Genomic DNA, 18,586 nt, shown 5'->3' on the forward strand with positions numbered 1-18,586 from the left:
TCCTTCCGGGTGGACGGCGTCGTCGCGGGCCCGTCTGCGCGCGGCCCGGCACCCACCCTAGGACCGGGCCTCAGACCTGCAGCAGCCGCCGCAGCGCCTCGGGGGCGTACGGCGCCGGCTCGGCCGCCAGGGCCTCGGCCTGCTCGACCACGCTCCGCGTCGGGGAGTACGCCGCTCCGGGCTCGAGCACCTGGCACGCGGCCGGGTCGGTGCGACCCGCGCGCAGCATCACCGACCAGTCGAGGTCGGGCTCGACCGCCACCTCGCCCTCCCGCGTCCGCACCAGCCGGGTGCGTCCGTCAGGAGCCGCGTCGGTGCCGCCGGAGACCACCGCGACCGGCGCGGCGGGGTCCTCGTCGGTGCGGACCACGCCGCCGACCCGGGCCGTGGCCAGCGCGGCCACGACCGCCTCCACGGCGTGGTCCTCGGCGAGGTCGACGACCACGGGGACGCCGGGGCCGACACCGAGGTGGTGCAGCAGGCCGCCGAGCGCGGCGACCTCCTCGAGCAGCCGGGCGTGGGTCCAGGTGCGCCCGGCGGCCGCCTCCAGGAACGGGTCCTCGCCGCGGCCGTGGATCACGGGGGCGTCGAGGAGGTCCCAGCTGACGTTGGTCACCGAGCGGCTGCGCATGGGACCACGCTAGCCGGGAGCCGCGCGGCGCCCACCGCTGCGGCATGATCGCCCGGTGACCCGCAGCGGCAGCCGGAACTGGCACGAGATCGAGTCCCCCGACGAGCTGGCCCGCGCGGTCCAGCAGGCGGGGGCGGGCGGCTCGATGGCCGGCTGGCAGCTCCAGGACGTCGACGCCTCCGCCCAGGAGGACGCGCTGCTGGCGCTGGACCCCGCCGGTGCCCTGGTGCTGGGCGGCACGATGTCCGCCGACCTCGAGCAGCACCTCCGCGACGGCGGCGCGCTCGTGTTCCCCGACGTGCCGGGGGTCCCGTTCGACCCGTGGCGCCCGCACCTCTACACCCCCGAGGAGCTCTACGCCGGCCTCGACGACGGCGGCTACCCCGGCACCCTCGACGCCCGCGTCTACGGCTGGTCGCGCCGCTCCCACCGCGGCCGGCTCGCCGACCAGCTCGCGATGGCCATCCACGACGCCTCGGTCGACGACGCGCTCGAGGAGCGGCTGCGCGGCCACCACGTCGTGGGGCTGATGGGTGGCCACGCCGTCAGCCGCACCGACGAGGTGTACGGCGCCGCCGCCCGCCTCGCCCACCGGCTCGCGGCCGGCGGGCTGACCGTCGCGACCGGGGGCGGACCGGGCGCGATGGAGGCGGGCAACCTGGGCGCCCGGCTGGGCGACAGCCCGCCCGAGGTGCTCGACGCCGCCCTCGCGGAGGTGGCCGCCGTCCCGTCGTACTCCCCCGACATCGGGTCCTGGGCCCGGACCGGCCTGGCCGCCGTCACCGGCCACGACGACCGGCCCGACAGCGGCCGTTCGGTCGGCATCCCGACGTGGCACTACGGCCACGAGCCGCCCAACGTGTTCGCCACCAGCACCGCGAAGTACTTCCGCAACGCCATCCGCGAGGACGTGCTGCTGGAGAAGTGCCGCGACGGGATCGTCTACCTGCCCGGCGCCGCGGGCACGGTGCAGGAGGTCTTCCAGGCGGCGTGCACCAACTACTACGCCGATGCCGACGACGTCGCGCCGATGGTCTTCGTGGGCGAGCACCACTGGACGCAGGTGCTACCGGTCTGGCCGCTCCTGCGCGCCCTCGCCGACGGACGTCCCATGGCCCGCTCCGTCGTCCTCGTCGACGACCCCGCCGACGCGGCCTCGGTCCTGCTCGGCTGAGCGGTCGCCGCGGCGCAGCGACCACGGCTCGAGGCGGCGGTAGCCCTTGACCGACGTACGCCGCACCCGGCGCAGCTTGAGCCCGTCGCGGTCCTGGAGCTCCTCGGCCAGGGCCCGGTCGACGAGCACGCGGCCGGGCCGCGAGGTGCCGGTGAGCCGGGAGGCCAGGTTGACGACCGGACCGAGCACGTCGCCGAAGCGCGCCAGCGCCCGACCCCAGGCCAGACCCACCCGCAGCTCGGGGAAGTCGCCGTCGCGGTCGGTCTCCTCGACGAGCTCGAGCGCGATCGCGGCGACGTCCTCGGGCCGGTCGGCGACGAAGAGCACCTCGTCACCGATCGACTTGATGATGCGGCCGCCGTGCGCGCTGACGATCTCCAGCGCCCGCTCCTCGAAGCGGTCCACCAGCCGGGCGGTCTCGCGCCGGCTCAGCGAGCGGCTCTGCCGGGTGAAGCCGACGATGTCGGCGAACCCGACGCCCATCAGCACGCCCTCGGAGTCCGTGCCCGCGTCGTCGTCACCGCTCGCCTCCGGGGCGTCGGCCAGCAGCAACCGGCTCGCGGTGGCGACGGTGTGCCGGCGCCAGACGTAGCTCTGCAGCTGCTCGACCGCGGGGGTGATGCGCTCCATCACCGCCGTGAGCTCCTCGACGCTCATCTCGTCGACGTCGACGACCCGGGCGAGCAGACCGAGCTGCCACTCGGTCAGGCGGGCGAAGCTGCGGCCCATGGTCCGCACCAGGGCCGACTGGTCCTCCTCGTCGACCACCCCGAGCTCGACGAGCTCCTGGGTCAGGCGCAGCGCGTCGAGGTCGGCCCGGGTGAAGGCGACCTCGTCGGGGTCCACCTCGGAGAACCCCAGCGAGCGCCAGCGCACGCGGGCGTCCTCGTAGGGGATGCCGACCTGCTCGGCGACCTGGGTCGCCGTCAGCGACGGCTCCTCGCCGAGCAGGAAGACCTCGAGCAGGTCCGCCAGCTCGCGGCGGCCGGCGTGCTCGCTCACCGGTGGGGCGACGGGCGGGTCATGCGGGGCTCATTCGGCCGGTGCGCCCAGGCGGTCCTCGGTGGTGCCGCGCAGCGCGTCGCCGAAGGCGGGCACCTCGTCGAGCAGGCTGGTCAGCGCCTCCTTGGTGAAGTGCACGACCTCGACGGGGGTCAGGCTGACGACGCTCGCGGAGCGCAGCTTGTGGCCCACGATCGCCATCTCGCCGATGACGTCGCCCGGACCGAGGCGGGTGACCTCCTGCTTGTTCTTGCGGACCGACACCTCGCCCTCGACGATCAGGTAGGCCTTGTCGCCGGGGGTCTTCTCCCAGATCAGCGACCAGTTGGCCGGCAGCCGCACGTGGCTGCCCCTGCTGACGACCTTCTTCAGGTCCTTCTGGCTCAGGCTCTCCAGCCGGTTCAACGATCCGAGCTTCTCGGGGTCCAGCTCCTCGGCCATCCGGGGGCCTCCTCACTCGTCGACGAACGTGTTACCGGTGAGTCTCCCGTGACCCCAGGGCCGTGTCCACCGATTCCCAGGGCCCCGAGACGAGGCTCACGTCGCTCGACCGCACGGCTCAGGCGCTGGCGCGGCTGCTCGGGGCGACGGCCACGGCGCGGTAGTGCTCCAGCAGCTCGGCGTTGACGGCCTCCCACGACCGGTGGAGCACGCTACGCCGGGCCGCGTCCGCCAGCCGCGCCCGGAGGGCGGGCCGGGCGCCCAACGCCTCGACGACGCCCGCCAGCCCGGCCGCGGAGCCGGGGTCGAAGAGGAAGCCGTTGCGGCCCTCGACCACCAGGTCGAGCGGTCCGCCGGCGCGCGGCGCCACCACCGGCACCCCGCTGGCCAGCGCCTCCTGCGCGGACTGGCAGAAGGTCTCGGTGCTGCCGGTGTGGGCGAAGACGTCCAGCGAGGCCACCACGCGGGCGAGGTCCTCACCGTGGCGCACGCCGAGGAACGACGCCCGCGGCAGCAGCTGTCGCAGCCGCGCCTCCTCGGGGCCTCCCCCCACCAGCACCAGCCGTACGCCGGCCAGGGCGTGCACGCCCCGGAGCAGCTCCAGCTCCTTCTCGGCGGCCAGCCGACCGACGTACCCCACGAGGAGGTCGTCGCCGGCCCGCAGCTCCTCGCGCAGCGCGCCCGTGCGTCGACGCGGGTCGAACAGCTCAGTGTCCACGCCGCGGCCCCAGCGGTGCACCCGCTGGATCCCGAGGCCGGCGAGCTGCTCGTGGCTGGCGCTGCTGGGGGCCAGGGTGCGGTCGGCCGGGCCGTGCACCCGCCGGGTCAGCGCCCGCATCAGCGACGCCGCTCCCGGGAACGGGTAGCGCTCGGCGAACCCGACCAGGTCGGTCTGGTAGACCGCGACCACGGGCACGCCCAGGCTGCGGGCGGCCTCACCGGCCTGGTGCCCGAGCCACGCCGGGGAGGCGAGGTGCACCACGTCGGGCATCACCTCGTCGACCAGCCGGCGCAGGTGCGCCCGGGTGGCGACCCCCACCGGGAAGTCGCGGTAGGTCGGCATCGCCACGCTGCGGACCCGGTGGAGCGGCGCCCCGGCGTAGGACCCGGGCCCGGAGGGGGCCACCAGGTGCGCCTCGTGGCCGTGGGAGCGCAGGTGCTCCAGGACGCGGCGCACGGAGTTGGTGACGCCGTTGACCTGGGGCAGGAACGACTCGGTGACGACCAGCACGCGCAGCGGCCGGGCAGGAGCCAGGGCGGGGATCCGGGCAGCGGGGAGACGTACGACGGTGTCCACGAACCCGCACGCTAGGAACGGCGGGTGTCCGGACCGCCCGGCCGCGCGGACGTGCCGGTGAACGACCGGTGGCCGTCACGCGGCGCCGGTCGCTCAGTCCTCCGAGACCTGGTCGCGCAGGGTGTCGCGCTGCTCGTGGAGCTTCCAGATGCGGTCGGCGAGGACGTCGGGGTCCTTCTCCGCGTCACCGGCGACGATGGCGCCACCGATGATCAGCTGGCCGACGTAGATGTCCTCCTCGCCGAGCACCTCGTGCAGCAGGTCGACGTAGGCCTTCTGTCCGGCGAACGCGATCGAGGTGCCGGTCACGTTGCGACCCGGCTTGACCGCCGAGCCGCCGTTGACGAACAGGATGCTGGGCTTGGCGCCCTCGGGCAGGAACCGCATGCCCGGGACGACCTGGTGGACGGCGGCGACGGGGCCGTAGATCGAGAACTCGACCGGACCGCGGAGGTCGGCCGGCGTGGTCTCCAGCACGGGGCGCATGAAGTCCTTCTGCGGCAGCGGGCTGTACTGCAGGACCTCGATCGGCCCGAGCGTCTCGGTCACCTGCTCCAGCGCGGCGGCGATGCTGTCGGGGTCGCGGACGTCGGCGGTGAAGCCCTTGGCCTGCACCCCGTCCTGCTCCAGCTCGCTGGCCAGCGCGTCCAGGCGCCCCTGGTGCCGCGAGATCAGGGCGACGGCGAAGCCCTCCTTGCCGAAACGACGGGCGACGGCAGCGCCGAGCCCCTTGCCTGCTCCGATGATGGCGAGAGTAGTCATGCAGGTTTCAACCAGCTGCCCCACCCGAGTCATTCCCGGTGGGGGCGTCGAGACGGTCGGAGCGACCCCTCGGGGAGCCCGGACCGGACCTCGCGACCCCGGGTCAGTCGTCGACCGCGGCCAGCTGGCCGCAGGCGCCGTCGATCTCGCTGCCGCGGGTGTCCCGCACGGTGGTGGGGACGCCCTTGGCCTCGAGGCGGCGGACGAACTCGCGCTCGTCGGCGGGGTCGCTGGCCGTCCACTTCGAGCCCGGCGTGGGGTTGAGCGGGATCAGGTTGACGTGGACCCAGCCCCAGTCGCCGTAGGAGTTGAGCAGGTCGCCCAGCAGGTCGGCGCGCCAGGCCTGGTCGTTGATGCCGCGCATCATGGCGTACTCGATGGAGACGCGGCGCTTGGTGACCCGGGCGTAGTTCCAGGCGGCCTCGACGGCCTCGGCGACCTTCCAGCGGGTGTTGACGGGCACCAGCTCGTCGCGCAGCTCGTCGTCGGGTGCGTGCAGGCTCAGCGCGAGCGTGACCGGGATCCCCTCCTCGGTCAGCTGGTTGATCCGCGGGACCAGGCCGACGGTGGAGACGGTGATGCCGCGGGCCGACATGCCCAGGCCGTCGGGGGTCGGGTCGGTGAGGCGGCGCACGGCCCCGATGACGGCCTTGTAGTTGGCCATCGGCTCGCCCATGCCCATGAACACCACGTTGGAGACGCGGCCGGGACCACCGGCGACCTCGTCACGCGCGAGCGCCCGGGCGCCGGCGACGACCTGCTCGACGATCTCGGCGGTCGACATGTTGCGCTGCAGACCACCCTGGCCGGTGGCGCAGAACGGGCAGGCCATGCCGCAGCCGGCCTGGCTGGAGACGCACATCGTGACGCGGCCGGGGTAGCGCATCAGCACCGACTCCACGAGCGCGCCGTCGAAGAGCTTCCACAGCGTCTTGACCGTGGTGCCCTTGTCGGCCTCGAGGGTGCGCAGCGGGGTCATCAGGTGGGGCAGCAGCCCGTCGACGAGCTCCTGGCGCTGACTGGCCGGCAGGTCGGTCATCTGCGCCGGGTCGTCGACCAGGCGCGAGAAGTAGTGGGTGGAGAGCTGCTTGGCGCGGAAGCCCGGCAGGCCCAGCTCCTCCAGGCGCGCCTTGCGCTCGGCGGCCGTGAGGTCGGCGAGGTGGCGCGGCGGCTTGCCGCGGCGCGGGGGCTCCTCGAAGACGAGGGGCAGGGTCTTGAGGGGTTCACTCATAGCCGGTCCATCCTCCCACCGGACCCGTGCCGCACCCCAATCGAGCGACCTGGGTCACGCGGCTCAGCCCGACGAGCCGAGCACGGCGACCAGGATGACCACGCACGCCCCGGCCAGCACGATCAGCACCGTCGCCGCCCCGGCGAGGAAGCCGATGGCCCACCAGCGGGTGCGCTCCACCACCAGCGCCGCCACCAGCCCGACGAGCTCCAGCACGCCGACGGCGAGCTGCGCGACACCTCCGACGGCGGGGTCCACCGACGGCAGCGCCGACAGCACGGCGGAGGGGATCGAGGTGAGGAAGGCCAGCACGAACATCAGCGGTGCGGCGAGGGCGAAGCCGATCCAGAACCTCGCCTTGTTGCTGAGCCCCGGACGGCCCGGGTGACCGGGCGGCGGGCTGCCGGGCGGGACCGGCGGACCGGCGTACGGCGGCGGCGGCTGCTGGCTCATCGGTGGTCCTCCCGGTGGGGTCGTGGGACGGCGAGGGGGTCAGACACCGACGTGCCCGCCCGTCAGGGCGTACGCCGTGCCGGCCGCTCCGGCGACCGCCAGCGCGACCAGGTAGGCGATCACCAGCCGGGTGTCGCCGAGCCTGCAGCGGGACCGGAGCAGCCCGGCCCGTCGGGCGCGGGTGTAGCCGACCGCGCCGAGCACCGCGAACCCGAGCAGCGCGACGGGACCCAGCAGCCAGGCGAGCAGGGCCACGGTGGCGTAGACGCACAGCCGCAGCGGGTCGAACGACTCGTGCGCCGGCGCCTCCTCGTGGGGCGGCGCGACCTGCCGCGGGTCGCTCACCGCGGCACCAGCGGCAGCCCGGCCGCGCTCGAGATCCGGCTGCGCGACAGCGGCGCCCACGCCTGCACCGCGCAGAACGGCGCGCACTGGTGGGCGGGCTCCCCCGCCTCGTCGCGCCCGACGGTGGCGACGTGCACGCAGCACTGCGTGAGCCGCTCCTCGATCATCGTGTTCATGTCCATGAACGGCTTGACCGTCACGCGCAGCACCCGCTCCCCCAGCAGCCGCCGCAGCCGCTGGTGGCCGCCGGGCAGGCGCGAGGCGGCCAGTGTCGTGAGCGTGCCGATGCCGAGGTCGCAGGCGGTGCAGATGTCCTTCCAGATCGAGCCCATGCTCGGGTGCGACAGCGACGACTGCTCCGAGAGCAGGTCGAGCAGCGACTGCTTGACCACGCCGCGCAGCTGGTCGGGGATGGCGTCGTCGGCGATCCGGTTGGCCAGCACGTCGGGCTCGAGGTCGAGCCACTGCTTGAGGCGCTCGTGGCCGACCAGGGAGACCAGCGAGCGCCAGCTGCCGGAGTCGTCGCGCAGCAGGTAGCCCACCGAGCAGCAGTGCGGGTGCGAGCACGGCAGCGCGGTCAGGTCGCGCCAGGTGACCACCCCGGCCGTCTGCTCCTCCAGCCGCGCGAGCACCCCGGTGTGGGTGAGCCGGTCCATCGGGTCCAGGCCGGCCGAGCGGCCCGAGCCGAAGACCGGCTGGATGGTCACGCCCCCGACGTACGGCGTGTCCAGGGCGCGCTCGAGCACCACGCCGATCTCGTCGTCGTTGACGCCGAGCGCCGCGGTCATGGTCAGCGTGGTGAAGATGCCGGCGCCCGAGAGCCGCTCGACGGCACGCTCCTTGAAGCGGCGGATGTCGGCGCCGCGGTGGTGGACCGAGGCCTCGGCCGACTCCCCGTCGTACTGCAGGTAGACCTCGACCCGCTCCCGGTGCCGCGTCAGCAGCGCCAGCAGGTCGTCGTCCCGGGCGATGGCCAGGCCGTTGGTGTTGACCAGCACCCGCACCACGGGACGGGCGGCGACGGCGTCGAGCAGCTCGGCCAGCCAGGGGTAGAGCGTCGGCTCGCCGCCGCTGAGCATGAGCACGTCGATGCGGCCGCGCTCCCGGGCCAGGCGGGCGTCGATCGAGGCCAGCACCTGCTCCAGCGGCGCCACCGAGGCCAGCGCGGGCGCCGAGGCGGCGAAGCAGGTCGGGCACTTGAGGTTGCAGTGGTCGAGCAGGTCCTCCAGCAGGATGCAGGTGTGCTGGGTCTGCATCTCCGGCAGCCCGTGCTCGTAGGCCGCGGGCACCGGCGCGAAGTTGCCGACCAGGTCGGGCGTGTGGACCTTGGTCGGCGCCGTCCACTGCTCGAGGTAGGTCAGGATCTCCGGCGACTCGTCGTACAGCGTGCGCACCAGGCCGTGGCCGGCGCAGCCGCGCTCGAGCCAGATGCGGCCGTCACGCTCCACCAGCCAGCCCGAGAGCCGCTGCACCTCGGCGAGCGGCCGGTCGGGCCGCTCCTCGTGGCACAGCGGGCAGAAGGCGTTGACGTAGCGGTGGACCCGGTCGCCGCGCAGGGGCATCCCCGGGCCGCGGGCCGGGACCGGACCGGTCGGTGGTGCGGTCATCGGGCGACCAGCTCCTCGGTGGTGGTGCCGGTGGGGCCGCGGTAGGCGCCGGAGCGCCACCGCAGCGCGATGCGCAGCAGCACCAGCGGGACGGTGACGGCGAGGAACAGCTGCGGCCGGGTCAGGCCGGCCCACACCACCTCGTTGCCGCGGGAGAGCTCGATGACGAACCGGAAGATCCCGTACGCCGCGACCCACCACACGAACAGCTCGCCCGGGGGGAGCGACCGGTGCCGCAGCCACCACCAGACCACGGCGAAGCTCGCGACGTGGAAGCCGATCTCGGGGACGAAGGACCAGTTGGTGCCGCCGCCCGGACGTGGCTCGGTCAGCAGGCAGCCGACCCGCCCCACCGCCATCCCGAGCGCCACCGCGGGGGCGAACAGGTCGCCGGTGCGCAGCCGGTAGCCCACCAGCCGCTTGGCCACGTGCACCCCGAGCCAGGCGCCGACCAGGCCGCCGAGGACGCTGCGGTTGCCGCGCAGCCACTGCTCGACCAGCGTCGCGTTGTCGCGGAGGTCGGCGTGCTGCAGCCAGGTGCCGAGCCGCATGAGCAGCGCGCCGCCGACCAGCGCACCGGTGACCACGACGAGCAGCCGGTCGTCGGTGTGCCCGCGCCGGCGGGCCTCGACGACGAAGACGCCGACCGCCACGGCGACCCCCAGCGCCACGAAGGTGCCGTGGGTGTCGACCGGCAGCGGGACGCCCAGCAGGTCACCGAGGGTGGGGAACAACCGCCGCTCCTTCCGGGACGCGTCCGCCGCGTGGGCGACACCCTGCCACGGCGGCCGTCACCACCGTCCACACCACGAGCACGACCCCGACCTCCGCCACGACGTACGCCGGCCAGGGACCGAGCAGGTCGAGCAGCGACCCACCCGACGGCTTGCCGTTGAGGTAGCCGTAGTTGGTGCCGATCGCGGCGTTGAGCACCATCACCGAGACCACCCACGCCAGCGTGGCCGCCACGGCGACGCGCAGCCCGCGCCAGCTCGGACGGCCCTGACCGGTGGCACCGAGGTGGACCGCCGACCAGATCGTCAGCAGGTGCATCGACCAGAACATCAGGTAGCGGGGGTCCGGGAACGTCTCCACCAGCGCCGGGGTGAGCACCGCCTGCGGCACCAGCGTCACGCCCCACAGCAGCAGCACCTGGGCGGGGCGCCGACGTCCCGTCCACAGCGCCCAGGCCGCCAGCATCCAGGCCAGGTCGCAGATCTGCAGCGGCAGCGAGGTGCCGAGCCGGAAGTCGCCGGGCAGCAGCTGCAGCACCTGCAGCGGCACCGTGGTCACGACCAGCAGCACCGCCACCGCGCGCCGGAACGACGGCTCCACCCCCCGAGCACGGAGCCGTCGTCCCAGCCACACGGCTCCCGCGCACCCGACCAGGCAGACCACGAGCCACGCGAGGTGGTCGGGTCCGAAGGCCTGGAACCGGGCGTCGGCGGGATCCATGTCGTGATCCTTCCGGGGTCACGGGGCGACGTCATGGGTGCAGGTACTCAGGACGACCCGGGTACCCGACGTCATCCTGGGGCCCGCCGGCGTCCTCCCGGGGCCATCATGGACCCGTGCCCTGGGTGCTGCACGTCGACATGGACCAGTTCATCGCCGCGGTCGAGGTCCTGCGCCGTCCCGAGCTCGCCGGCCGGCCGGTGGTGGTGGGCGGACGCGGCGACCCGACCGAGCGGGCGGTGGTGGCCACCGCGAGCTACGAGGCGCGCGAGCACGGCGTGCGGTCGGGCATGCCGCTGAAGACCGCCGTACGACGCTGCCCGGACGCCGTCCTCCTGCCCAGCGACCACGCGGCGTACGACGCGGCCTCGGCGGTCGTCATGGACACGCTGCGCGCCCAACCGGGTGCCGTGGTGCAGGTGCTCGGCTGGGACGAGGCGTTCGTCGGCGTCACCACCGACGACCCCGAGGCGTGGGCCCGCGCCGCGCAGGAGGCGGTCCTGGCCGCGACCGGGCTGCACTGCAGCGTCGGGATCGGCGACACCACGGTCCGCGCCAAGACCGCCACCGACCTCGGCAAGCCCCGCGGCCGGTTCCGGCTGACCCGGGAGAACTGGTTCGCGGTCATGGGCGAGCGCCCCGCGCGCGACCTGTGGGGCGTGGGCAGCCGCATCGCGGCGCGGCTGGCCGCGCTCGGCATCGCCACCGTCCGCGACCTCGCGGCGGCGGACGACGGGGTGCTCGCCGCGGAGTTCGGTCCCCGCACCGGCCCCTACCTGGGCCGACTGGGACGCGGGGTGAGCACCGACGTCGTGGACGACACCCCGTGGGTGGCCCGCGCCCACGGCCGCGAGACGACCTACCAGCGCGACCTGCAGCCCGGGCCGGAGGTCGGGGCGGCGCTGCTCGAGCTGGCCACCCGGGTCGTCGACGACGTCCGCGCCGAGGGACGCGCCTGCGTCCGCGTGCACCTCAAGGTCAGGTTCGCGCCGTTCTCCACCGTGACCCGCTCACGCACGCTCCCCACCCCGACGTACGACGCGCAGCTGGTCGCCGCGACGGCAGCCGACCTGCTCGCCGCGCTGGACGACGACCGACCGGTGCGCCTGCTCGGCGTGCGGGCCGAGATGGAGGCCCCGGAGGGCGGCTACTGAGGCGGGACCACGTCGTCGGGGTCGCTGGTGAGGCTGTCGGCGAGGCGGCTCAGCTCGGCCGTCCCGGGCCCGACCACCGAGGGGTCGAGGCGGGCGGTGGAAGGCACCGTGGCACAGCGCGAGGTGGTGGCGCGCATCTGGTCCCAGTAGCCCAGGTAGGCGGTGTGCGCGCCGGCGATCGCCGTCCGCGAGGTCCCGGTCGCAGCCGCGGTGGACAGGCGCAGCACGGCCTCGTCGTTGCGCCTCAGCGCGTTGTAGCCGAGGTTCTGGGCCCCGGTCCAGATGCTCCGGTCGACGCGCCCCAGGCCGTCCACGCCGTCGATGGCGATCAGCTTCTCGTGCACCCCGGTGGTGCAGCGGACGTTCAGACCGTCCTGGAGCATCCGGGCGACACCGGCGGTCTGCGCCGTCCCGACGGGCTGGTTGACCACGACCCGGACGTCGCATCCCTGGGCCTGCAGTCGCGCCAGCGCGTCGAGGATGCGCGGTCGGCTCGGCGTGACGAACATCTGGGCGACCCGGACCGTCCGGTGGGTCGCCGTGCAGGAGAAGCGTTCCAGGGCGTAGGCCATCCGGTCGGAGGTGTGCTGCGGGGAGAAGCTGACGCTGCTGCCGCGACCCGCCGTGCCCGGCCGCTCGGCGCTGGGTTCGGCCCACACCCCGTTGCCGAGGGTCATCGTGTAGCCCTCAGCGGTCGCACCGAAGCTGCGTCGGGCCGTGGCCCAGCTCCCACAGCGCGACGCGTCGGCGCAGCTGAGCAGCTGCTCGAACTGCACGCGGAACTCCCGGGTCAGCACCGGGTCGTCGTACTGCAGGACCGTGCTCTGCCAGTTGTTGTTGAACTGGGCGCGGCTCCAGTTGCCGGTCGAGCTCAGCACCAGGGGGTCGACGTCGCCGGCCCAACGCATGTCGGTGATCGTCATGAACTTGTGGTGCTGGATGCCCTGCGTGCCCCCGGTCGTGCTGACCGGGACGACGCTGTGGCACCCGAAGTCGCAGGTGACGACGTCGGCGAAGGTGCGCAGCTTGAGGTAGCTGGCCCGCAGCTCCAGTCCCGGGCGGACCAGACGACCCTCGAGCAGCACCCGCACCTTCACGCCGCGGTAGCGGGCCATCCGCTCCAGGGAGTCGACGATCAGGTTGGCCTCGGTCCACGAGCTGGCGTAGTAGCGGATGAAGTACATCGCGATGTCGATGCGCGACCCACGCTGCGCCGAGCAGATGGTCTGCGCGATCTTCCGCGCCGCGGTGGACGCGCCCGTCCCACCGGGCCGGTTGAAGAGGACCTCGGTGCCGTTGGCCGGAGCCGAGCGCGAGGTGCAGGACAGCGCGGAGAGGGTGAAGGACCGGGACACCGCGGCGGCGTAGGAGCGACTGCCGGCGTAGCGCACCCGGAAGCTCGCGGTGCTGCTGAGCGTCACGTCGAAGCCGAACCTCCGCACCGAGGTGGTGCGGGTGCTGGCCGCGGTCCTCCACGACGAGCCCACCTTGCGCTGCAGGCTCACCGTGGATCGAGCGGGCGCGCTGGCGACGCCGGTCACCCGCACCCGGTCGCCCTTGAGACCGGCACGGGTGCCGCTGTCCAGGCTGACCGACACCCGGCGCTTGGCGGCCTCGGCCGTGCTGGTCCCGCTGATCACCAGTGCCAGCGCCAGCACCGCGAGCAGCAGCAGCCGCAACGGCCGACCGGACGAGGTGGGCGTCATGGTCACTCCAGGGTTCCGAGCGCTCTGCCGACCAGGACGGCGAGACCCCGCATCCTAGACACTTCCGAGTCGCCGTCACGCCGGTACGACCGAAACGCGACCCTGCGTCCCACCCGTTGGGCAGCGACGCGGGAGCTCGACTAGAAGACGAGGTAGTGCAGCACCAGCCAGATCGGGGCGATGGTGGCCAGCAGCGAGTCGAGCCGGTCCATGAGACCGCCGTGACCCGGGATGATCTGGCTCATGTCCTTGATGCCGAGGTCGCGCTTCATCACCGACTCGCACAGGTCGCCCAGCGTGGCCATCACGACGGCGATCAGGCCGAGCAGGACGCCGATCCACCAGTCGGAGCCGAGCAGCAGCACGACGAGCAGGACGCCCGCCGCGACGCAGGCGAGGGCCGACCCGGCGAACCCCTCCCACGACTTCTTGGGCGAGATCACCGGTGCCATCGGGTGCTTGCCGAACAGCACGCCGGCGACGTACCCCCCGATGTCGGAGGCGACGGTGATCACCACGAAGGTCACGATCCCCTTGACGCCGTCGCTGCCGTCCTCGGCGAGCAGCAGCGCCACGAACGAACCCAGGAACGGGATGTAGATCAGCGTGAACACCGAGGCGGTGGCGTTCTGGACGTAGCCCTCGACCCCGCGGCGCAGCAGCCACAGCATCGTCACCAGGGCGGTGACGGCGGTGGCGGTGATGAGCGCGTCGGGCCCGTCGTCACGCCCGCCGAGGAAGGCGACGACGACCATGATCGAGCCGCCGAGCATCAACGGCTCCTGCGGCAGGTCGATCCCGCGCGCCTGCAGGCCCCGGTGCATCTCCCAGACCGCCACCAGGACGGCGGCGACCACGATCAGCATGAACGCCGGCTTCCAGATCACCAGCGAGAGGATGATCGCCGCGCCCAGCCCGACGCCCGAGGCGATGGCTGCGGGCAGGTTGCGACCTGCACGCGAGGTCTTCACGGCCTCGGCGGGCGGGTGGTCGACGGGGTCGGTCGGCTGCGGGGGCCGCTGTTCGGGCTGCTGCTGAGGCGACGGCGGCTGGGTCACGGGGCGACGGGCCGGACGGGCGAGTGCTCGGAGGTCCTCAGACCTCGAGCAGCTCGGCTTCCTTGGTCTTGAGCATCTCGTCGATCTGGTCGACGTGCTTCTTGGTGGTCCCGTCGAGCTTCTTCTCCGCGCCGGTGACGTCATCCTTGCCGACCTCCCCGTCCTTCTCCAGCTTCTCCAGCGCCTGCTTGGTGTTGCGGCGGATGTTGCGCACGGAGACCTTGCCGTCCTCGGCCTTGGCGCGGGCGATCTTGATGTACTCCTTGCGGCGCTCCTCGGTCAGCTCGGGGAAGACGCAGCGGATGATCTTGCCGTCGTTGGAGGGGTTCACGCCCAGGTCGCTGTCGCGGATGGCGCGCTCGATCGCCGGCAGCGCGCTCATGTCGTACGGCGCGACCAGGATGATCCGGGCCTCCGGCGCCGTGAACGAGGCGATCTGCTGCACGGGGGTGGGCGTGCCGTAGTAGTCCGCGGTCAGCTTGGAGAACATCTGCGGGTTGGCCCGGCCGGCGCGGATCGCGGCGAACTCCTCGCGGGTGACCTCGACGGCCTTCGCCATGCGCTGGTCGGCGTCGGTCAGGGACTGGTTGATCGTCACGGGGTTCTTCTCTCCTAGCGTGGGTGGCGCCCGTCGCTGCCGGGTCCGGCGCTGACGAGCGTTCCGATCTTCTCACCCTGGACGACGCGCAGGATGTTGCCTTCCGGACTCATGCCGAACACGACCATGGGCAGCCTGTTCTCCATGCACAGCGCGAACGCGGTGGCGTCGGCGACCTTGAGGCCCTGGCGCAGCGCGTCGTCGAAGCTGAGCTCGTCGTACTTCACGGCATCGGGGTGGGTGCGCGGGTCCGCGTCGTACACCCCGTCCACGCCGTTCTTGCCCATCAGCACGACCTCGCACTTGGTCTCCAGCGCCCGCTGGGCGGCGACCGTGTCAGTGGAGAAGTAGGGCAGGCCCGCGCCGGCGCCGAAGATGACGACCCGGCCCTTCTCGAGGTGGCGGATCGCCTTGCGCGGGATGTAGGGCTCGGCGACCTGGCCCATGGTGATGGCGGTCTGCACCCGCGTCTCGACGCCCTCCTTCTCCAGGAAGTCCTGGAGGGCCAGGCAGTTCATGACGATGCCGAGCATGCCCATGTAGTCGGCCCGGGCGCGGTCCATGCCGTGCTGCTGCAGCTCGGCGCCGCGGAAGAAGTTGCCGCCGCCGGTCACGATCGCGACCTGGACGCCGGCCTGCTGCACCGAGGCGACCTCGCGCGCGATGCCGCGCACCACGTCGGGGTCGACACCGACCTTGCCGCCTCCGAAGACCTCACCGGAGAGCTTGAGGAGCACCCGCTCGTACGCCATGCGCGATCCCTTCGCTACCCGTGGTCCCGACCCCAGGGAACCTACTCGACGCTCACCCCGAGCCGGAAACCGGTGGCCGGGGCGTCCGCGCCGGGTCGTGGCCGAGCACGACGAAGGGCGCCGTCCGCTGGACGACGCCCTTCGTGGATGACTCAGCGCGTCAGGCGCCGACCTCGAAGCGGGCGAACCGCTTCACGGTGACGCCGGCGGCGTCGAGGACGGCCTTGACCGTCTTCTTGTTCTCCGAGACCGACGCCTGGTCGAGCAGGACGACGTCCTTGAAGAAGCCGTTGAGACGACCCTCGGCGATCTTGTCGATCACCTGGTCGGGCTTGCCCTCCTCGCGGGCGATGGCAGCGCCGATCTCGCGCTCCTTGTCGACCACCTCGGCGGGCACCTCGTCACGGCTGAGGTACTGCGGCTTCATCGCCGCGATCTGCATCGCGGCACCGCGCGCGGCGTCGGCGTCCGCGCCGTCGTACTCCACGAGCACGCCGACGGCGGGCGGCAGGTCGGCCGCACGCTTGTGCAGGTAGACCACGGACTGACCCTCGAAGTGGGCGACCTCGCCGAGCTCGATCTTCTCGCCGATGGTGGCGGCGAGGTCGGCGACGACCTCACCCACGGTCTTGCCGTCCAGCTCGACACCCTTGAGGGTCTCGACGTCGCCGGCACGGGCCTGGTCGGCCGCCTCGGCGATGCGCTGGGCGGTGGCGACGAAGTCCGCGTTCTTGGCGACGAAGTCGGTCTCGCTCTTGAGCTCGACCAGCGCGCCCCCGGAGGAGACCACGAGGCCGGAGGTGGCCTCGCGCTCGGCGCCGCGCTCGGCGGCCTTCTTGCCCAGCTTGATGCGGAGCAGCTCGGCGGCCTTCTCGAAGTCGCCGTCGGCCTCGGTGAGGGCCTTCTTGCTGTCCATCATGCCCGCGCCGGTCTGGTCGCGGAGCTTCTTGACGTCGGCGGCGGTGATCGCCACGCTCAGTCCTCCTTCTTCTCGGTCTCCGCGGGGGCCGCCTCGGCGGCCGCGTCGGCGGTGTTCTCGGTCGGGGCCTCGGTCGAGGTCTCGGCGGTGTTCTCCACGGCGGCGGACTCCTCGGCGGGGGTCTCCGCAGCGGCCTCGGCAGGCGCCTCGGTCGCCGGGGCGGGGGCCTCGACGGCCTCGCTGCTGGCGCCGGTCGCCTCGGTCGCGGGGGTGGCCTCGGTCGCGGTGTCGCCACCGGTCGCGGCGACGGCGGCCTTCTCGACCTTCTCGCCGTCCTGGCCCTGCAGCAGGTCGCGCTCCCAGTCGGCCAGCGGCTCGTCGGCGCCCACGCCCGCGTCGGTGCCGGTCTTGGCGCCGGAGCGGGAGATGAGGCCGTCGGCGACGGCGTCGGCGACCACGCGGGTCAGCAGCGAGACGGCGCGGATCGCGTCGTCGTTGCCCGGGATCGGGAAGTCGACCAGGTCGGGGTCGCAGTTGGAGTCCAGGATCGCGATGATCGGGATCCGCAGCTTGCGGGCCTCCTCGACGGCGAGGTGCTCCTTGTTGGTGTCCACGATCCACACCGCCGAGGGGGTGCGGGTCATGTCACGGATGCCGCCGAGCGTCTTGTCGAGCTTGATCTGCTCGCGACGCATGTGCAGCAGCTCCTTCTTCGTGCGACCGGAGCCGGCCACCGCGTCGAAGTCGACGTCGTCGAGCTCCTTGAGGCGGTTGATCCGCTGGTGCACCGTCTGGAAGTTGGTGAGCATGCCACCGAGCCAGCGCTGGTTGACGTAGGGCATCCCGACGCGCGTGGCCTGCTCGGCGATCGCCTGCTGGGCCTGCTTCTTGGTGCCCACGAACATGATCGTGCCGCCCTTGGCGACGGTGTCCTTGATGAACGCGAAGCTCGTGTCGATGTAGGACAGCGACTGCTGCAGGTCGATGATGTAGATGCCGTTGCGCTCGGTCATGATGAAGCGCTTCATCTTGGGGTTCCAGCGACGGGTCTGGTGCCCGAAGTGGACGCCGCTCTCGAGGAGCTGGCGCATGGTGACGACTGCCATCTGTTTCTTTCCTGTTCGTGGCCCCGCACGCGGGCGCGCGTGGGCCGTGGTCAGTTCTCGCAGGGGCCCGCGGGTGCGGGGTGGCCTGCCCTGACGCTCGTGCGGGACCCCACCCACCGCAGCGGGCTGCGGTGGGACCGAGGGCCTCGCCCGTGGTGCTCCACCGGAGCGGAAGGGCACCGGTGGCACGGTCGACGAGCGTGCGAAGTCAACCCACGGATGGGTTGCTCCGGCCAGTCTAGGCCGGGGGCACAGGGATGTCGAAACGTCCACAGGGCCTGCCGCGGGGCCGTCCGTCCACAGCCCGGGCGGTGGCCCTGGCGCCGCGCGGCGGCGGGGCCGAGCCTGGCACGCATGACCTCCCGCACCCGGCTCCTCCCCCTCGTGGTCGTCCTGTCCGGCCTGGCGTCCCTGGCCGCCCTGCTCACCGGCCCGGTCCCGGCCGCCGGCGCCGCGTGGTGGGAGCCGACCCCGGCCCCCGCCCACGACGGCGCGTGGCCCCTCCTCCCCCGCCCGCGCATCGTGGCGGGCTTCGACCCGCCGGCCGTGCGCTGGGGGGCGGGGCACCGAGGCGTGGACCTCGCCGGCTCGCCGGGGTCGGCCGTCCGCGCGGCGCTGCCGGGCCGGGTCTCCTTCTCCGGGACCGTCGCCGGCCGCGGCGTGGTCGTCGTCGACCACGGCGGCGTGCGGACGACCTACCAGCCCGTGGCCGCCCGCGTCCCCGTGGGTCGGCAGGTCTCCCGCGGCGAGGTCGTCGGCCGACTGGCGCTGGCGGGGAGCCACTGCCTCCCCGCCGCGTGCCTGCACTGGGGGCTGCGCCGGGGCGAGGTCTACCTCGACCCGCTGACCCTGGTCGGCGGTGGTCCCGTGCGGCTGCTGCCGATGGCGGTCTGAG

Annotated in this window: 20 protein-coding genes; 3 read left to right on the top strand and 17 right to left on the bottom strand. The window is 73.2% G+C overall.

Annotated features, from left to right (window positions below):
• Positions 1-70: 70 nt before the first annotated feature.
• Positions 71-631, bottom strand: a complete 561-nt coding sequence (locus tag EDD33_RS14805; protein ID WP_123391735.1) for an AMP-binding protein — start codon at positions 629-631, stop codon at positions 71-73.
• Positions 632-686: 55 nt separating this feature from the next.
• Here EDD33_RS14805 and EDD33_RS14810 point away from each other — a divergent pair, with 55 nt between their 5' ends.
• Positions 687-1,805: an LOG family protein gene (locus EDD33_RS14810; protein ID WP_246003534.1), complete on the top strand. Its 1,119-nt coding sequence runs from the start codon at positions 687-689 to the stop codon at positions 1,803-1,805.
• On the opposite strand, the gene EDD33_RS14815 is transcribed toward EDD33_RS14810, so the two are convergent.
• The 10 genes from EDD33_RS14815 to EDD33_RS14860 form a co-directional block, all read right to left on the bottom strand.
• The gene (locus EDD33_RS14815; protein WP_246003535.1) at positions 1,698-2,807 is read right to left on the bottom strand and encodes an adenylate/guanylate cyclase domain-containing protein; all 1,110 of its coding nucleotides are present in this window, start codon (positions 2,805-2,807) and stop codon (positions 1,698-1,700) included. The genes EDD33_RS14810 and EDD33_RS14815 overlap by 108 nt on opposite strands.
• Before the next feature lie 30 nt (positions 2,808-2,837).
• Positions 2,838-3,248, bottom strand: a complete 411-nt coding sequence (locus EDD33_RS14820) for a Crp/Fnr family transcriptional regulator (RefSeq protein WP_123391736.1) — start codon at positions 3,246-3,248, stop codon at positions 2,838-2,840.
• 118 nt (positions 3,249-3,366) lie between these two features.
• Positions 3,367-4,545 (bottom strand): glycosyltransferase family 4 protein, encoded by a 1,179-nt coding sequence (locus EDD33_RS14825; RefSeq protein WP_246003536.1) that lies wholly within the window; start codon positions 4,543-4,545, stop codon positions 3,367-3,369.
• A gap of 93 nt (positions 4,546-4,638) precedes the next feature.
• The gene (locus EDD33_RS14830) at positions 4,639-5,307 is read right to left on the bottom strand and encodes an SDR family NAD(P)-dependent oxidoreductase (protein WP_123391737.1); all 669 of its coding nucleotides are present in this window, start codon (positions 5,305-5,307) and stop codon (positions 4,639-4,641) included.
• A 103-nt stretch (positions 5,308-5,410) separates the two neighbouring features.
• Complete coding sequence (rlmN, locus tag EDD33_RS14835) at positions 5,411-6,538, bottom strand: dual-specificity RNA methyltransferase RlmN (RefSeq protein WP_123391739.1); 1,128 nt, start codon at positions 6,536-6,538, stop codon at positions 5,411-5,413.
• A 63-nt stretch (positions 6,539-6,601) separates the two neighbouring features.
• Positions 6,602-6,991, bottom strand: coding sequence for a hypothetical protein (locus EDD33_RS14840; RefSeq protein ID WP_123391740.1), 390 nt, complete (start codon positions 6,989-6,991; stop codon positions 6,602-6,604).
• A 39-nt stretch (positions 6,992-7,030) separates the two neighbouring features.
• Entirely contained in the window at positions 7,031-7,336 is a 306-nt protein-coding gene (locus EDD33_RS14845) for a hypothetical protein (protein WP_123391741.1), read from the bottom strand.
• Positions 7,333-8,943 (bottom strand): radical SAM protein, encoded by a 1,611-nt coding sequence (locus EDD33_RS14850; RefSeq protein WP_211332561.1) that lies wholly within the window; start codon positions 8,941-8,943, stop codon positions 7,333-7,335. Before EDD33_RS14850 ends, EDD33_RS14845 begins: the two co-directional genes overlap by 4 nt.
• Positions 8,940-9,677 (bottom strand): prolipoprotein diacylglyceryl transferase, encoded by a 738-nt coding sequence (locus tag EDD33_RS14855; protein WP_123391742.1) that lies wholly within the window; start codon positions 9,675-9,677, stop codon positions 8,940-8,942. Before EDD33_RS14855 ends, EDD33_RS14850 begins: the two co-directional genes overlap by 4 nt.
• Entirely contained in the window at positions 9,658-10,398 is a 741-nt protein-coding gene (locus EDD33_RS14860) for a YwaF family protein (RefSeq protein WP_123391743.1), read from the bottom strand. The genes EDD33_RS14855 and EDD33_RS14860 overlap by 20 nt, the downstream gene beginning before the upstream one ends.
• Positions 10,399-10,514: 116 nt before the next feature.
• Between EDD33_RS14860 and EDD33_RS14865 the strand changes: the two genes are divergently transcribed.
• The gene (locus EDD33_RS14865) at positions 10,515-11,552 is read left to right on the top strand and encodes a DNA polymerase IV (RefSeq protein WP_246003537.1); all 1,038 of its coding nucleotides are present in this window, start codon (positions 10,515-10,517) and stop codon (positions 11,550-11,552) included.
• On the opposite strand, the gene EDD33_RS14870 is transcribed toward EDD33_RS14865, so the two are convergent.
• The 6 genes from EDD33_RS14870 to rpsB form a co-directional block, all read right to left on the bottom strand.
• Positions 11,546-13,258 (bottom strand): phospholipase D-like domain-containing protein, encoded by a 1,713-nt coding sequence (locus EDD33_RS14870; protein ID WP_148077107.1) that lies wholly within the window; start codon positions 13,256-13,258, stop codon positions 11,546-11,548. The genes EDD33_RS14865 and EDD33_RS14870 overlap by 7 nt on opposite strands.
• A 140-nt stretch (positions 13,259-13,398) precedes the next feature.
• A complete protein-coding gene (locus EDD33_RS14875; RefSeq protein ID WP_342773624.1) occupies positions 13,399-14,316 on the bottom strand; it encodes a phosphatidate cytidylyltransferase in 918 nt (305 codons plus the stop codon).
• 37 nt (positions 14,317-14,353) lie between these two features.
• Positions 14,354-14,908 carry a ribosome recycling factor gene (frr, locus tag EDD33_RS14880; protein WP_211332721.1) on the bottom strand — a complete coding sequence of 185 codons (555 nt, stop codon included), beginning with the start codon at positions 14,906-14,908 and terminating at the stop codon, positions 14,354-14,356.
• 20 nt (positions 14,909-14,928) lie between these two features.
• Complete coding sequence (pyrH, locus tag EDD33_RS14885; protein WP_123391748.1) at positions 14,929-15,666, bottom strand: UMP kinase; 738 nt, start codon at positions 15,664-15,666, stop codon at positions 14,929-14,931.
• Between the two features lie 160 nt (positions 15,667-15,826).
• On the bottom strand, positions 15,827-16,639 hold the full coding sequence (tsf, locus tag EDD33_RS14890) for a translation elongation factor Ts (RefSeq protein ID WP_123391749.1): 813 nt from the start codon (positions 16,637-16,639) through the stop codon (positions 15,827-15,829).
• Positions 16,640-16,641: 2 nt separating this feature from the next.
• Positions 16,642-17,691, bottom strand: coding sequence for a 30S ribosomal protein S2 (rpsB, locus tag EDD33_RS14895; RefSeq protein ID WP_123391751.1), 1,050 nt, complete (start codon positions 17,689-17,691; stop codon positions 16,642-16,644).
• Between the two features lie 354 nt (positions 17,692-18,045).
• On the opposite strand from rpsB, the gene EDD33_RS14900 reads away from it, so the two are divergent.
• The gene (locus EDD33_RS14900; RefSeq protein WP_123391752.1) at positions 18,046-18,585 is read left to right on the top strand and encodes a peptidoglycan DD-metalloendopeptidase family protein; all 540 of its coding nucleotides are present in this window, start codon (positions 18,046-18,048) and stop codon (positions 18,583-18,585) included.
• Position 18,586: the final 1 nt, after the last annotated feature.

The sequence above is a fragment of the Nocardioides aurantiacus genome (assembly GCF_003752505.1).
GTDB classification, from domain to species: domain Bacteria; phylum Actinomycetota; class Actinomycetes; order Propionibacteriales; family Nocardioidaceae; genus Marmoricola; species Marmoricola aurantiacus.

Excerpts from the sequence above, each read along its gene's own strand:
- EDD33_RS14805 (WP_123391735.1), bottom strand. The coding sequence starts at position 631 with ATGCGCAGCCGCTCGGTGACCAACGTCAGCTGGGACCTCCTCGACGCC.
- rlmN (WP_123391739.1), bottom strand. The coding sequence starts at position 6,538 with ATGAGTGAACCCCTCAAGACCCTGCCCCTCGTCTTCGAGGAGCCCCCG.
- EDD33_RS14850 (WP_211332561.1), bottom strand. The coding sequence starts at position 8,943 with ATGACCGCACCACCGACCGGTCCGGTCCCGGCCCGCGGCCCGGGGATG.
- pyrH (WP_123391748.1), bottom strand. The coding sequence starts at position 15,666 with ATGGCGTACGAGCGGGTGCTCCTCAAGCTCTCCGGTGAGGTCTTCGGA.
- EDD33_RS14900 (WP_123391752.1), top strand. The coding sequence starts at position 18,046 with ATGACCTCCCGCACCCGGCTCCTCCCCCTCGTGGTCGTCCTGTCCGGC.
- EDD33_RS14860 (WP_123391743.1), bottom strand. The coding sequence starts at position 10,398 with ATGGATCCCGCCGACGCCCGGTTCCAGGCCTTCGGACCCGACCACCTC.
- EDD33_RS14840 (WP_123391740.1), bottom strand. The coding sequence starts at position 6,991 with ATGAGCCAGCAGCCGCCGCCGCCGTACGCCGGTCCGCCGGTCCCGCCC.
- EDD33_RS14870 (WP_148077107.1), bottom strand. The coding sequence starts at position 13,258 with ATGACGCCCACCTCGTCCGGTCGGCCGTTGCGGCTGCTGCTGCTCGCG.
- EDD33_RS14830 (WP_123391737.1), bottom strand. The coding sequence starts at position 5,307 with ATGACTACTCTCGCCATCATCGGAGCAGGCAAGGGGCTCGGCGCTGCC.
- EDD33_RS14820 (WP_123391736.1), bottom strand. The coding sequence starts at position 3,248 with ATGGCCGAGGAGCTGGACCCCGAGAAGCTCGGATCGTTGAACCGGCTG.
- rpsB (WP_123391751.1), bottom strand. The coding sequence starts at position 17,691 with ATGGCAGTCGTCACCATGCGCCAGCTCCTCGAGAGCGGCGTCCACTTC.